Raw genomic sequence first — 13855 nt, 5'->3', positions numbered from 1 at the left:
CGCTACAGCTCTTGTGCGATGTCCTCCGCCCATAGTTCGGGTTTTTCGCGAATAAATCGTTCCATCAGCGCGATGCAACCGGGGTCATTGGCAATCACGACCTCGACGCCACGCTTGCGCAAAAAGTCCTCGTTGCCGCCGAAATTCTGGTTCTCGCCGATCACGACCCGCGGGATGCCGAACTGGACGATCGTTCCGCTGCACATCATGCAGGGGCTGAGCGAGGTGTACAGTGTGGTGTCGCGATAGGTCGTTTGGCGTCCGGCCCGCCGCAAGGCATCCATCTCGCCGTGGGCGATCGGGTCGCCTTGTTGGACGCGTCGGTTCCGTCCGCTGGCCAGCACCACGTCGCCTCGGGCCAGCAGCGATCCGATCGGGCACCCCCCTTCGTCAAATCCGGTCACGGCTTCGTCATAGGCCCTGCGCAGATGAAATTGATCCGTTTGACTGAGCATCAAAGACTCGGGGGTTGCACCGTTCATTCCGTGGCATGTTGCCGTTATCTTGGTGAAGACCGTCGTGCAGGTCGCGGCCACCGGCAGGACCACTGACTGCAGGACCACTGGCTGCAGGACCACTGGTTGCACCACCATTTATCGCACGACCGTTCATTCCTCCGTCATGTTAGCACATTGAACATCTACGATTCAGACCCACACGACGCTCGGTCTCGCCAGATCGGCTATTGCACGAATGTCCATGCCGGTGTCGATTTGAATTCGATCCGCGGCAATCTGCTGGAGTATGCCGTCGCGGTCGGCAAGCAACTTTCCCAGACACACGATTGGAACTCGCTCGGTGTCGGATTGTGGATTCCCGATCAAGCGTCTCGCGAACTGGTCGGCGGCCAACTCGATGCGTTTGCGGAATTCTTGAGTGAGCATCGGTTGAATGCGTTCACGATCAACGGGTTTCCGTTTGCCAACTTCCACGGCGATCATGTCAAGCAACGCGTGTACTTGCCGACGTGGGGCCAGCCAGAACGGCTGGAGTACACGCAGCGGTTGGCGACCATCCTGACGAAATTACTTCCCGACGACCAAGCGGTCGGATCCATCAGCACGCTGCCGATCGGTTGGCCCGGCAACCCGTTTTCATCCGAACCGCCCGGCCGGGATGACGTCGCCGCCGCGGGGGCGCACTTGCGTAAATTGTCAGGGTTCCTGGATCAGCTGTTCGAATCGACCGGCAAACGAATCGTGGTGGCGATCGAACCAGAGCCCGGTTGCATGATCGACACCGTCGACGATTTGGTCGGTTTCTTCGACGCGGAACTGCCCGAAGCGATCCACCGACGCTACATCACCGTCTGCCATGACATCTGCCACAGCGCCGTGATGAACGAACCGCAACGCTCGGTCGTGACGGCGTATCGCGATGCCGGGATCACAATCGGCAAGGTCCAGGTCAGCAGCGCGATCGTGGCGGATTGGGAATCAATTCCCGCCGATGATGTTCCTGCGACACTCGAGCAGCTCGGCCAATTCGCCGAAGACCGCTACTTGCATCAAACCGGCCAGGTCGCGCGGGGCGGCGGATTTCAATTGGCCGAGGACTTGCCCCCGTTGCTTGGCCAGACCTCGCCGGCCGATTTGGAAGCGATCCGTCGTTGGGTGATCCATTTCCACGTGCCGATCTTCTTGCAGCGGTTCGGCCATTTGACGACCAGCCGCGACGCGGTCGTGGAGTGTTTAAAGGCGCTCGACGATGATGAGATCGGTGCGGCGTTCACCGGGCACCTGGAAGTCGAAACGTATGCCTGGACCGTGTTGCCGGCAGCGATGCGGAGCCGCGGTTTGGCCGAAGACATCGCCAGCGAACTGCAATGGCTGGCCGATCAACTCGCGGGATAGGCTTGCGGCCTGTCATGGCGTTCCCGGATCGGACCTCAGCTGTCGGTGCAGGTTTCAAGGAAACGAGCCAAGCGATGAAAGTCGCTGCCACGTTCGATAAACCGGACCTTGGTGACCAGCGTTTGTGGATCGACCAGTTTCTCAAAGGGCACGTAATGTAGGTCCAGTTGGCCGGACACCGAAACCATCACGCCGTTGAGCTTTTCTTCGACCAGGGCGCGGTAGGCACCGACGCCCAGCTGTGACCCCAACATCACGTCGTAGGCGTGCGGCGGTGCGCATCGCGACTCGTAGCCGAGCTGCAGTCCGTTGACTTTGCGTTGGTTGCCGGTTCGCGCGGTGTAAGCGTCCGCCAGCAAACCGCTCAGCAGTGCGGCCAAATTGATGGCGGAGATATTGATGTGGCCGTGGTCGTCTCGCGAAACCCCTTTCAAGTATTCGGCCGGCAAGAACTCGGCCAAACCTTCGGCGACGACGATCGTGCCGTACTCACGGCCTTCGCGTTCGCGGGCGACCATCATGTCGACCATCTTGTCGATCACCTTGTCCAGCACCATGATCTTCCGCGGCTTGCCGGTTTCCGGGTCCACTTCTTCGGCCGCCAAGTCGTCGGCGATGTCTTCGACGCTCATCACCATGCTGCCTTCGCCGGCGATCGCGGCGCCATAGGCCAACCATCCGGCGCTGCGTCCCATCGCTTCGCACAGGAAGTAGGCCTTGCCGGCCGCGGCGTCGTAGTTCAGGTTGCGGATCTCTTCGGCCAGCGTTTCCACGGCGGTGAAGAAGCCGAAGGTGAAGTCGATGCCGCTGTAGTCGTTATCGATCGTCTTGGGCAAGTGGATCACCGGGAACCGACGCGCGTCAGCGGGCAGGTTGTCCTGGAACATCTTCAGCTTGTTGGCGGTCTTCAGGGTGTCGTCGCCGCCGATCGAAATCAACGCGTCGATTTCCAACGAGCACAGGCCTTCGTACACCCGACGCAGCGGGGCGACCAGCTCGGGGTCTTTCAAGTGTTCCGGGCTGCTGACATGTTTTCCGGGGTTTGTCCGCGCCGTTCCGATCATGATCCCACGGCTGCTGCGGGCATGCGTCAGCGTTTCGTGGGTGAATCGCAGGTAGTCGGTGCCTTCTTGCAGCGGGCCGGCGGCGGTGTAGTCGGCCAGGCGACTGTAGCCGTGTTTGATCCCAAACACTTGCGACCCCTCTTCGAGAAACGAGAACGCAGCCGTCGAGATCACCGCGTTGGCAGCCGGTGCGGGGCCTCCGGCAAACAGAATCGCAACGCGTTTGATGTCCAGGGTGTGATGGTCGGGCATGGTGCTCAAATCTCGACTGGGGAAGATGGAGGTTGGTTTATCGCGTCGGACTGTCAATTCAGGCCGTCGGTTTGGTGCATGGGAACGCAAGTCGTCAGGGGACGATTTTAGAGATGCCACGATGACCGCCAAGCCGTTTACACGTTTCGGTGGCTTTGGGCACGACAATCTGGGGGCTGAGGGACGGAAAAGTCACCCAGATTACCGCGCTTGCGACGCCGAGATCGGCTTTGGATGTCGAAATCGCTGCGATTGCAGCTTAAAAGTGTGGAGAACAAGCAATCTAAAACAGCGGCGTGCCGGCGGATTTTTCTTCTTCACCACCCGCTGGCGCGAAAAGCTTGCAGTCGGCCGCCCGATCAATCAAGATCTCCCCAGCGTCGATCCCACGGCCTGTCCGGCGGTTCCGTCGGGCAGGTGATACGGCGCTCTTCTCTCTCGCACGGTTGGAACGATTCGGAACCTCACGATGACCTGGCACACTCCATCTGGCGACCGGTACCTGGTTGGTGAGGAGGCGGAGTTGGTGCGTGATTCGCTCGCGATCATGGTGCAGGAATTGGCCAGTTGCCGTGAGACCGAGGAAGACCCCTGGACGTACGGCGTCACATTGTTCGACGAATTGACCTGGCAACAGCAACTGGCCGTGCTGGATTTGTTGGCGACCAATCTGTTGCAGGAAACCGAGCAAACGCTGGAGTTGAGCGGGGTGAACGAAGCAGCCGTCGCAGCGGTCTACGAAAATGTTGCTCAACAAATCGAACTCGAGATCGAGTTGCAACCCGTTTCGCCAGAAGAATTCCGTTTCCGCTGGCGGCAAGCGGCCCTGGATGCCTATCGCGAAAACGAAGAAGACGACGTTGTGCAGCAAGAATCGTCTGCACAAGACGAGTATGAGGAGTCGGTCTTCGACATCGACGTGCAATCCGTGGAAGTCGATCGGTGGCGCTGGTTGGTTGAACTGTTGGCCGATCGCGTCCTCTGGGATCGCGATTTCGAAATGGTCAACGAAATGATCGACGCGCCGCCCGAACACGCCGCCGCGATGCGCGCCGCACTCGGGATCACCCCCGGCTATTACACCGCCATCGCCCCCGACCCGACCGACCACCAAGTCGATTCGCTGTTCAAGTCGCTCGAGCACCTGACCCGCGCCAAACCTCGCTAACGCCCGCCAACCGAGAGTGTTGTGTGAATCACGACGCAACCCTGGATACCAACCGCCGCGTTTACGACCGCATGGCCGACAGCGGCGATCCGCTGTGTCGCCCGGCCAGCGAAGAAGAATTGTCGCGTCCGTTGTCGGTCGTCGACCAAGCCGGCTGGCTGGGCGGATCGATCGCCGGAAAACGCGTGCTGTGCCTGGCCGCCGGCGGGGGGCGACAGAGCTCGCTGTACGCCGCCGCCGGCGCGGCAGTGACCGTGGTCGATCTCAGCGGCGCGATGCTGGAACTCGATCGCAGGGTGGCGGCCGAGCGTGGCTATCGGATGCGAGTGCTGCAAACGACGATGGAGGACCTGTCGGGATTGGCCGACGCGGAGTTCGACATCGTGATCCATCCGGTCAGCACGTGCTATGTCCCTTCGGTCGCACCGGTGTTTGCCGAAGTCGCTCGGGTCACACGCCCCGGGGGATTGTACATCAGCCAACACAAACAACCGATCAGTTTGCAGGCGGGCTATCAGCGTTCGACCGATGGTTTCCCGATCCGACACACGTATTACCGCGACACACCGATTCCGCCGCCGGACGTGATGTCGGCGAGTGCCAAACGATTGCGTGAACACGGCGCGATCGAATTCTTGCACCGCTGGGAAGACCTGATCGGCGGACTGTGCCGGTCGGGTTTTGTGATCGAAGACCTGATCGAGCCGCTGCACGCCAAACCGAATGCGTCAGCCGACAGTTTCGCCGATCGAGCGACGTACATCCCACCCTATGTCCGCATCAAGGCAAGAAGGATCGGCACGCAATCCACCACCCGCCCGACCATTATCACCGCGTGATTGGGAGTTGGGAGTTGGGAGTTGGGAGTTGGGAGTTGGGAGTTGGGAGAAAAATGCGTGTGGAGGCGGGGATATCGGGAAGAAGATGTTGGCCGGTCTTTGGAACCTGAAACCTGAAACTTGAAACCTACCCGCCGAACCCGAGCGTCCGTTTCCAAGCGACCGATTGCTGGTCGCGGCCGATTGAATCGGTGATCGCGTCCCATTGTGAGGCGGCGTCGGAGAGCGCCTCGGCGGCAGATTGCTCTGCGGCCAAACAGCGTCGGACCTGACGGTCGAGCACCTCGTAGTAGCGATCGGCCCCGGGCAGGACTAACCCCGGTGCCACTTGCAGCGTTTGCAGTCGCTCGACCAGCCAACGCGCATAGGCACTTCCCGACTGCATCGACTCGTTCTCCGGGCTGATTCGGGTTTGCGAGAACAGTTCGGATTGTTGGCGGACCGTTGAAATCCGCTGGCCGCCGGAGAGCCATCCGATGAATTGCTTGGACGCGTTGGTTTGACGACAACCGCTGCTCAAGCAAGCCAGCGGCGTCTGCGGCCCCAGCCACAGCTGATCGGTTTCGGTTTGCCGCGGGCAATCAAAAACGCTGATGTCAAATTCTTCGCGTTCTTCCGGCGGCTGGTCGGCCGAAGCTTCATCGGCCGCGGTCTCGCTTGCGCTCGCCGGGACCTCGTAGCCGATCCCGCCGACCAGTTCCCCGCCTGCGATGGCCTGCCAGATCTGGCCCGGCGTCATTGCCGACGATGCGTACAGGCCCGCCGTCGCGGCCAATTGCTCCAGCACCGCGACGTAGTCCTCGCTGTCGATCTCGGGCTTCATCGTCGTGCGGTTGAACAGCCAGCGACGCGTGAAGGTGGACGCGCATCGATTCAGAAACGAGCTGGCGGCCCAACCGGGCGCCAACGGCTCGGCCGCCTTGCCCTCAAGCCCTCGGACCCAGTCGTGGTACTCGCTCCAGGTCTCACATTGCGATTGAGAGTCGATGGCCAACCGCGCGAGCACTTTGGCGCCGACCGCAACGCCCCAGGTGGATCCGCCGTAATCGCCCAACGAGTTGATCACGGCCGGCAGCGGTTTGCCGTATTCGGCTTGGTACTCCTTCAGCAATTCGGAACCGAATCGAACCGCTGCGTCCTTGGCGTTGATTTCGCCCAGATAGCTCTGCGGCGTGATCGCGACATCCGAGAGCAACATTTGCCGTGTGAAACGCACCGCGGGGCTTTCCCCGGCGGTGATGTCGTCCCCGGCGAGAGCAGCTCCAGCCACCGCAGGGTCGGCGGGATCGAACACCTCGATCTCCAGCGGGTGCTCATGCGTCATCGACCAGGCCAATCGGATCGCTTCGGCGACAGACGCATTCCCGACCAGTAAGATCCGCAGCGGCACGTCGGTGCGAGCGGCCGGGGCCGCATCGACGGCAGAGTCTGCATCATCGGATCCAGAGTCGCCGCAACCGGCGATCAGCGACGCGGCGAGGATCGAAACGGCCGTTCGGCGATCCAGTGGACGGGAACGAAAGTCACCAGACATGGTAGCGTGCCGCGTCGGCCGCGGCGTTTCTCGGAAATTCGGGCGTACGTGCGAGCCTTTTTGGCAAAACCATTCCCGCCGACAGACGATGGAAATTACAGTCTGGCGGCGGCGCGATAACATACGCATCGCCCGGCGATCGGGTTCGGCAGGAAAGTTTCATTTCGAAGAAGGCGCATCATGAGTCACTACTTGGGCATCGACATCGGGACCAGCGGCACAAAAACGCTATTAATTGACGCCAGCGGCAAGGTCATCGCCGAAGCCGATGCGACCTATCCGATGGAGCAACCCAAACCGGGTTGGACACAGCAGGACCCCGAGGACTGGTGGAAGGCGACGGTCAAGACGGTGCGTGCGGTGATGCGAAAATCCGGCTGCAAACCGGCCGACGTCAAAGCGATCGGATTGAGCGGCCAGATGCACGGCAGCGTTTTTCTGGACCGCGACGACAACGTCATTCGCCCCGCCCTGCTGTGGAATGACCAGCGGACGGCGGCCGAGTGCGACGAGATCACGTCGGCCGCCGGAGGACGCAAACGGCTGATCAAAATGGTCGCCAACCCCGCGCTGACGGGATTTCAAGCGCCCAAGGTGCTGTGGCTGCGGAACAACGAAAAACGACACTTTGACGCCTTGGCAAAGGTCTTGTTGCCCAAGGACGACATCCGCCGACGCTTGATCGGCGACTACGTGACCGAAGTCAGCGATGCCAGCGGCACGTTGTTTCTGGACGTCGTCAAACGAAAATGGTCCTCCGCCCTGCTGTCGAAACTCGGACTCGATTCGGACCTGTTGCCCCGCGTGGTGGAAAGCGATGAAGTCACCGGGACGCTGACCAAGGCCGCCGCCAAAACACTGGGACTGACCACCGATTGCAAAGTCGTCGGCGGTGCGGGCGATTGTGCCGCCGGGGCGGTCGGCAACGGTGTGGTCAAAAAAGGAGTGCTCAGCACATCGATCGGCACCAGCGGCGTGATGTTCGTCCACAGCGACCAGCCCCAATACGACGCCGCCGGACGACTGCACACGTTTTGTCATGCCGTCAACGGCGCCTGGCACATGATGGGCGTCAACCTGACCAGCGGTGGTTCGTTGCAATGGTGGGTCGAATCGGTCTTGCAGGGGCTCGCCGGCATGGGCGGGAAAGAGGTTTATCAAGCCGCAACGGCCGAAGCCCGGCAATGCCCGGCAGGAAGCAATGGGCTGGTGTTCCTACCGTATCTGAACGGTGAACGAACGCCTCACGCCGACCCACATGCCCGTGGCGCCTTCGTCGGGTTGAACCTGACGCACACACGCGGTTCGATGACCCGCAGCGTGATGGAGGGCATCACGTTTGCCCTGCGTGACAGCTTGGAGATCATCCAATCGTTGGAGGTCCCGGTCAGAGAGATCCGCGCGTCCGGTGGCGGCAGCAAGAACCCGTTCTGGCGTCAAATGCAGGCCGACGTGTTCGGCAAAAAAATCACGACGTTGAAAGTGGAACAAGGACCGGCCTACGGCGTCGCCCTGCTGGCCGCCGTCGGTGACGGGGCCTACAAGAATGTTCAATCCGCCTGCAAAGCGACGATCGAAGTGGCCGAGCAAACACCGGCCGATCGAAAGTCCGTCGCGGCCTACAACGACCTGTTCCCCGTCTACCGCAGACTCTACACTGACCTGAAGGATTCGATGCAGACCTTGGCCGGATTGCAACAGTAACCATGCAGCACGTTGAATTGACGATCGTCGACCAGATCGCGACGTTGGCGCTCAATCGCCCCCAGGTCTGTAACGCGCTCGATTCGGCGCTGATCACCGATCTGGCCCAGGCGCTCTCCGACGTGCACCAGGAGCGACGCGTGTCGGCCGTGTTGATCACCGGCAAAGGCGACCATTTTTGCAGCGGCGTCGATCTGAAGGCCTTCGCGAAAGTCGCCGAACTGGAACCGATCGACGCCCAGGTGCGGTGGTTCGAATCCTGGCGTGAACTGACGGAGTTATGCGAGACGATTTTGCGGTTTCCCAAACCCGTGGTCGCTGCGGTCGACGGGCAAGCGATCGGCGCCGGGCTGGCCGTCGCACTCGCCGCAGACATGATCGTGATGTCCGATCGTGCGTTCTTGACCGCCAACGCGGCCGAACGCGGTTTGATCGGCGGGTTGACCGCACCGCTGCTGTCGTTTCGGTTCGGTGCGGCAATCGCCGCGAGGATGCTGTTGACCGGATCGCCGATCGAGGCCGCCGAAGCGTATCGATTGGGCATGTGCTGCGAAGTCGTCTCGCCCGACCAGATCTGGGTCACCGCCAGCGACTGGGCCAAACGCTGCGGCGCCGCGCCGCGAGAATCGCTGCAAGCGACCAAGCGGATGCTGAACGAAGGGATCGGCGAGGCGCTGCTGACGAACCTGACCAACGGCGCCGCGACCGGCGCGACGCTGTGCAACACCGAATCGGCGGCCGAAGGGATCCGAGCGTTCGTGGAAAAACGGATTCCCCAGTGGCCCTGACAGTCGACGAAATCGCGACGCACGCGCTCAGCCTGGAGGACCCGGTCGAGCGGCAGGTCTACTTGGCGGCGGCGTGCGGAGACGACCATTCGTTACGGAAGCGAGTTGATTCTTTGTTGGCGGCTTTGGAATCGGTCGACGACGCCAGCTTCCTGGCCTCGGGCCTGTTCGCCCCGCATGATAAGGCGTCCGCCCCCGACAGCTCCGGGGCAGGTGCAGGCAGCGGTTCCGACCGTCGCCGCGTGGACGATTCCAGCGGTCGATTCGAGCTGCGCAGCAAACACGCCGTCGGCGGACTGGGCGAAGTCTGGGTGGCTTGGGACCGGCAACTCGGTCGCGAGGTGGCGCTCAAACAAATGCGCGGTGAGTGGGCCGGCAATTTCAACGCGGCGGCGCGGTTTCGTCGCGAAGCGGAGATCACGGGATTCTTGGAACACCCGGGCGTCGTCCCGATCTATGCGTTGGGGCAACAGGACGACCGCCGCCCGTTCTACGCCATGCAGTTCATCCGCGGACGCACGCTTCAACAGGTCGTCGAAGAAAAACTCAATCGACGCCTCCCGTCCCCGACGCCGTCGTCGCACGATCGATCGCCGCATTGGTACGACACCGACTCCTTGCGGAAACTGCTCGACCACTTTGTCGACGTCTGCCAAACGATCGACTACGCGCACAGCAAGCAGGTCGTTCATCGCGATTTGAAACCGGCCAACATCATGCTGGGGTCCTATGGGCAAACGTTGGTCGTCGACTGGGGGTTGGCCAAATGGCTGGACCCTTCGGCGCGTCCGAGCGATTCGCCGGGAACCGAAAAGGAGATCGACCAACAGCTCGAAGCCACGCTCTCGCTAGATCACCAACATGATTCCTCCGTCGATGAAACCCGCCAGGGCACCACGCTCGGCACGCCCCGCTACATGAGTCCCGAACAGGCGGCCGGAAAGATCGACCAGATCGGGACGGCTGCCGACGTGTATTGCCTGGGCGCGACACTGTATTTCATCCTGACCGGACAAGCCCCCCACTCCGGTGAAGCCGACCTGCAGTCGACGTTCGACCGCATCATTGAAGGCCGGTTCGATCCGCCGCTGAAGATTCGCTCCCAGATCCCCAAGGCCCTGCAAGCGATCATCCTGAAGGCGATGGCCACGCCGATGCCCCAACGCTACGCCACCGCGGGCGCGCTTGCCGAAGACGTGCAAAAGTATCTGGCCGATCAACCGGTCAGCGTGTTCGTCGATCCGCCGATCGAACGCACCTTGCGTTGGGCACGCAATCACCGTGCGCTCACCGCGGCGCTGGCGGTCGGATTGTTGCTGACGTTCGTCGGAACCGTTTCCGGTTTGTTGGTGCGACAGGAAATGAACCGACGGGCGATGGAAGCGGCGCGGATCGATGCCGAACGAGAACGCAAGATCAAATTTCAAGAACAGACGCGGCGGCTGGAAGCCGTCGCCGCGTCGGGCGCCGCGATCCAACGCGGCGACGCGGCGCTGGCGGAAAGCCGCTATGCCGATGCCGCGGCCCTGTTCAGTGTCGCCATCGATCGGATGGAGAACCAGGACGCGTTGGCCGACGAGCGCCAGTCGTTGATCGTCCGCCGCGATCGGATGGAACGGTTGGGACGATTCCATGCGCTCCAACGCGACGGCGAAGATCTGGTCCACCTGTCGCGATCGACCGAAGCCGCGGTGCTGTTGCAAGCGTCCTTGGGTGAGCTGGGTTTTTGGGACAGTGACACCTGGTGGGAAGACTTGCCCGATGACGATCTGACGGCACTGCAACGGGACCGGCTGCGTTGGCACGTCTATCGTATCCTGACCAACCTGAACTCGTTGTACGTGACCCGAATGGCGGTCGCGATGGGCAGCGATCCCGGTGGCGGATCGCCGAGCATGCTGAAATTGATCCGCAGCTATCTGTCATCGAATGTCGGCAAACGGGAAGCGCGGGCGGCGTCGGAGTTGACCAAGCGGATCCAAACGTTTCGCCGCAGCGAAGCGGCACGATGGCTGGGCAGCATCGCCTCCTTTCGGCTCAGCGGCGGCAAACGCGTGGAACCGGCCGAACTGGGTCCGCCCCGCAATCCAGCCGATGGCCAGCAGTTGGCCATTTTCAGTTTGATCGCCAGCGTCGATGCCAACTACCGATCCTGGTTCGACAACTACGGCACGACGTTCATGGCGGCGACCGATGGCGATCCCGCTGACCGGGCGATCGACGTCGCGTTGGAATCGCTGCGACGCGTTTCCGATAACGCACCGGATGATTGCTGGATCCGTCTGCCCACCGCCCAGGCCTATTACTTGAAGGCCCAGCGGGCCGAGGCGGGCGGCGATTTTGACACCGCGCTTGAGTACTACGAATTGGCGCGTGCCGAGTACGGACGCTGCATCGCGATCCGCCCCGACGCCGCATTCGTCGTCGCCGATCGCTCCACCGTCGCGCTCCGTCAAGCCGTCTTGATGCGCGACCATCCCCGGTCCGACGCAATCCTCCACCGCCGCGCAAAGGAACTGTTGCGGACCAGCTTTCGCGATGCCAGCCGGGCCCAGCGACTCGAGCCGAACTTGCACTGGGTGTACTGGCACGTCGGGGCGACCGCCGCAGAACTCGGACAGATCGACACCGCCATCGAAGCCTTTTTCCAGGCCGTCGAGATCGGACTGGACCTGCAAGACACGATGGACGGCCCCCTGGTGCGATTGGACGATCTTCGCGGACGCGCTCAAGCGATCCGATTCGCCTACCAAGGGGCGGATCGGATCGAGAGTCTGACCGGACCCGATCCTGCCGCCGCGAGACGAGCGTCTCTGATCGCATCACTGGAATACTCCCGTGGCAACCTGGATCCAGCGAGGGTCTGGTCGGCCAAAGCGATCGAGTTGAATGCCGACAATTCACGCGGTTATCAGATCGCCGGATGGTGTGCCTTGCAGGACCAGGATTGGGAAACGGCCCGACAACATTTTGCAAACGCGATTCGGCTTTCCCCCGACGACGCGGTCTCCCTGATCGGCGCCGCCCGGGTCGTGGAGCACGTCGAATCACAGGCACCGTCACCTGCGGGGCATCCGGAGAATTCCGATCGCTGGTACCGTGCGGCCGTCGACGCCGCCGTCTCGGCGCGACACCGTTCGACGGCTTGGTTCGGGTTGGCCAAACACCAGTTGCGTCGCGGATCGCTGGACAAAGCGTATTCGGCGATCGAATCTGCCCGCACACTTGATCCGGCTTGCGACGTGGCCCGGTTCATCGATCTGTCGCGCGACCAGGCCCGGCGTTTACTGTTGCGTTCCCGTGAGACGCGCGAGGAAAGCGAGAAGCAGGCGCTGCTGGATCAGATCAAGGCGCTCAAGGAGTTTGTCGATCAAATCGCTTCGATGCCGATCGCCTCGGTCAACCAAATCGTCGATTCGGCGACCGATCGTCCCCCGTCATCCCTGCCGCTACTCGGTGGCGATTTTGAATTGCCGTTGGAAACCTATTGGCAAATCGAAGCGGCCGAACCCTCCGTGGATGCCGGTCGTCAAGTGCTTGGCGGCAGCCTTCCGCTAGCCATCACGTCCGACGCAGCAGACTCTGACAACGCGTGTTTGTTGATCCGCCGGGCCGTCCCCTCACGGGCAACCGGCAATTGGCGACTGGTCCAAACCGTGCCCGCGACAACAGCGCAGGATTACCGTCTTTCAGTGATGGTTCAAACGATCGACGCCGATCGACCGATCGCACAACTGGTCGTTCGTCACGCCGGGAAGGAGCTGAGCCGTTTGGAATTATCCGGCGAACGCGGCGTCTGGACTCGACGAACGAGCGAGTTTTCTGTCCCGCGCGTGGAATCGTCGATCGAACCGCTGGAAATTTGCATTGAAGTCACCGACCCGAAACTCGGAAGTGTGCGGATCGACGACATCGAACTTTCGATCACAAACTGAGCCGCAGGCGCTAGCCTCGGGCCTTACAAGCCGCAGGCGCTAGCCTCGGGCCTTACAAGTCTCGATGGGCAATCCAAGGCCCGCGGCTAGCGCCGTCGGCTCATAGAGCAGGTGCCATTGGGCGTTAGCCTACGGGCTTCCATCAACGCGGGAGCCCGAACGCTTTGGGAGCCCGAACGCTTTGGGAGCCCGAACGCTTGCGTGATTCGGCTGGTGTCACTCGTGTTTCGTCGCCCGATGGCCGCTGTGAGTCGACCAGCCAACGGGCAACGATTGCACCGGCGTTTCAAGGCGGAGCGTTGGAACGAGGCAGGGACGGCGTTTAGCTGGGCTTGTGCTTGCTGTGACAAGCCTTGCAATTGGATGCCTTCTTCAACATCGCAGCCGCGTCGTCATTGCCATCGACGGCGGCCTTGCCGGCTTTCACCAACGCGCCGGTCAATTCTTTCCAACTTTCCTCCTCCCCGCGCGGCGGCTCGTTCTTGGAGAGTGCGACCAGCATCGCGTGCAACTTCTTGACGTCTTCGGCCGATGCATCACCGCCGGCGACCTTCTTCAACAGAGGGCCTTTAAAGGCCTCCTTCATCACTTCTTTGGTCTTGAACTTGGGCTTGTCCCCATCGTCGTCTGCGGCAATCGCAGGCAAACCGAGACAGGCTGCGGCAGCCAAACAGACCAAGCCCCCAAAAATCTTCGCTCGCATCGTTGTCAACTCTCT

At 61.7% G+C, this 13855-nt stretch carries 11 protein-coding genes; 7 read left to right on the top strand and 4 right to left on the bottom strand.

The features are described from left to right. Positions 1-2: 2 nt before the first annotated feature. Positions 3-455 carry a nucleoside deaminase gene (locus Mal15_RS23905; RefSeq protein ID WP_147870064.1) on the bottom strand — a complete coding sequence of 151 codons (453 nt, stop codon included), beginning with the start codon at positions 453-455 and terminating at the stop codon, positions 3-5. A 177-nt stretch (positions 456-632) separates the two neighbouring features. Here Mal15_RS23905 and eboE point away from each other — a divergent pair, with 177 nt between their 5' ends. Continuing rightward, complete coding sequence (eboE, locus tag Mal15_RS23900) at positions 633-1853, top strand: metabolite traffic protein EboE (RefSeq protein ID WP_233902985.1); 1221 nt, start codon at positions 633-635, stop codon at positions 1851-1853. A gap of 35 nt (positions 1854-1888) precedes the next feature. On the opposite strand, the gene Mal15_RS23895 is transcribed toward eboE, so the two are convergent. Next, positions 1889-3169 (bottom strand): 6-phosphofructokinase, encoded by a 1281-nt coding sequence (locus tag Mal15_RS23895; RefSeq protein WP_147870063.1) that lies wholly within the window; start codon positions 3167-3169, stop codon positions 1889-1891. A 121-nt stretch (positions 3170-3290) separates the two neighbouring features. On the opposite strand from Mal15_RS23895, the gene Mal15_RS23890 reads away from it, so the two are divergent. The 3 genes from Mal15_RS23890 to Mal15_RS23880 all read left to right on the top strand — a co-directional run bounded on the left by Mal15_RS23890 (position 3291) and on the right by Mal15_RS23880 (position 5176). Further along, positions 3291-3590 (top strand): hypothetical protein, encoded by a 300-nt coding sequence (locus tag Mal15_RS23890; RefSeq protein ID WP_147870062.1) that lies wholly within the window; start codon positions 3291-3293, stop codon positions 3588-3590. Positions 3591-3638: 48 nt separating this feature from the next. Next, a complete protein-coding gene (locus Mal15_RS23885) occupies positions 3639-4337 on the top strand; it encodes a hypothetical protein (RefSeq protein WP_147870061.1) in 699 nt (232 codons plus the stop codon). A 71-nt stretch (positions 4338-4408) separates the two neighbouring features. After that, the gene (locus Mal15_RS23880) at positions 4409-5176 is read left to right on the top strand and encodes a class I SAM-dependent methyltransferase (RefSeq protein ID WP_147872412.1); all 768 of its coding nucleotides are present in this window, start codon (positions 4409-4411) and stop codon (positions 5174-5176) included. A 127-nt stretch (positions 5177-5303) separates the two neighbouring features. Here the strand turns inward: Mal15_RS23880 and Mal15_RS23875 are convergent, their stop codons facing one another. Beyond that, a complete protein-coding gene (locus tag Mal15_RS23875; protein WP_147870060.1) occupies positions 5304-6710 on the bottom strand; it encodes a hypothetical protein in 1407 nt (468 codons plus the stop codon). Positions 6711-6890: 180 nt separating this feature from the next. Here Mal15_RS23875 and xylB point away from each other — a divergent pair, with 180 nt between their 5' ends. Genes xylB through Mal15_RS23860 form a run of 3 tightly spaced genes read left to right on the top strand, consistent with a single transcriptional unit; the run spans position 6891 to position 13137 of the window. Further along, positions 6891-8414 (top strand): xylulokinase, encoded by a 1524-nt coding sequence (gene xylB / locus Mal15_RS23870; protein ID WP_147870059.1) that lies wholly within the window; start codon positions 6891-6893, stop codon positions 8412-8414. Positions 8415-8416: 2 nt separating this feature from the next. Next, positions 8417-9202 carry an enoyl-CoA hydratase/isomerase family protein gene (locus tag Mal15_RS23865; RefSeq protein WP_147870058.1) on the top strand — a complete coding sequence of 262 codons (786 nt, stop codon included), beginning with the start codon at positions 8417-8419 and terminating at the stop codon, positions 9200-9202. After that, complete coding sequence (locus tag Mal15_RS23860; RefSeq protein WP_167547015.1) at positions 9193-13137, top strand: serine/threonine-protein kinase; 3945 nt, start codon at positions 9193-9195, stop codon at positions 13135-13137. Before Mal15_RS23865 ends, Mal15_RS23860 begins: the two co-directional genes overlap by 10 nt. Before the next feature lie 322 nt (positions 13138-13459). Here the strand turns inward: Mal15_RS23860 and Mal15_RS23855 are convergent, their stop codons facing one another. Beyond that, positions 13460-13840: a hypothetical protein gene (locus tag Mal15_RS23855; RefSeq protein WP_147870056.1), complete on the bottom strand. Its 381-nt coding sequence runs from the start codon at positions 13838-13840 to the stop codon at positions 13460-13462. Positions 13841-13855 lie beyond the last annotated feature (15 nt).

Source organism: Stieleria maiorica, from assembly GCF_008035925.1.
GTDB lineage: Bacteria > Planctomycetota > Planctomycetia > Pirellulales > Pirellulaceae > Stieleria > Stieleria maiorica.
The sequence above is the reverse complement of the archived record's forward strand: the minus strand, read 5'-3'. Positions and strand labels throughout refer to the sequence as shown.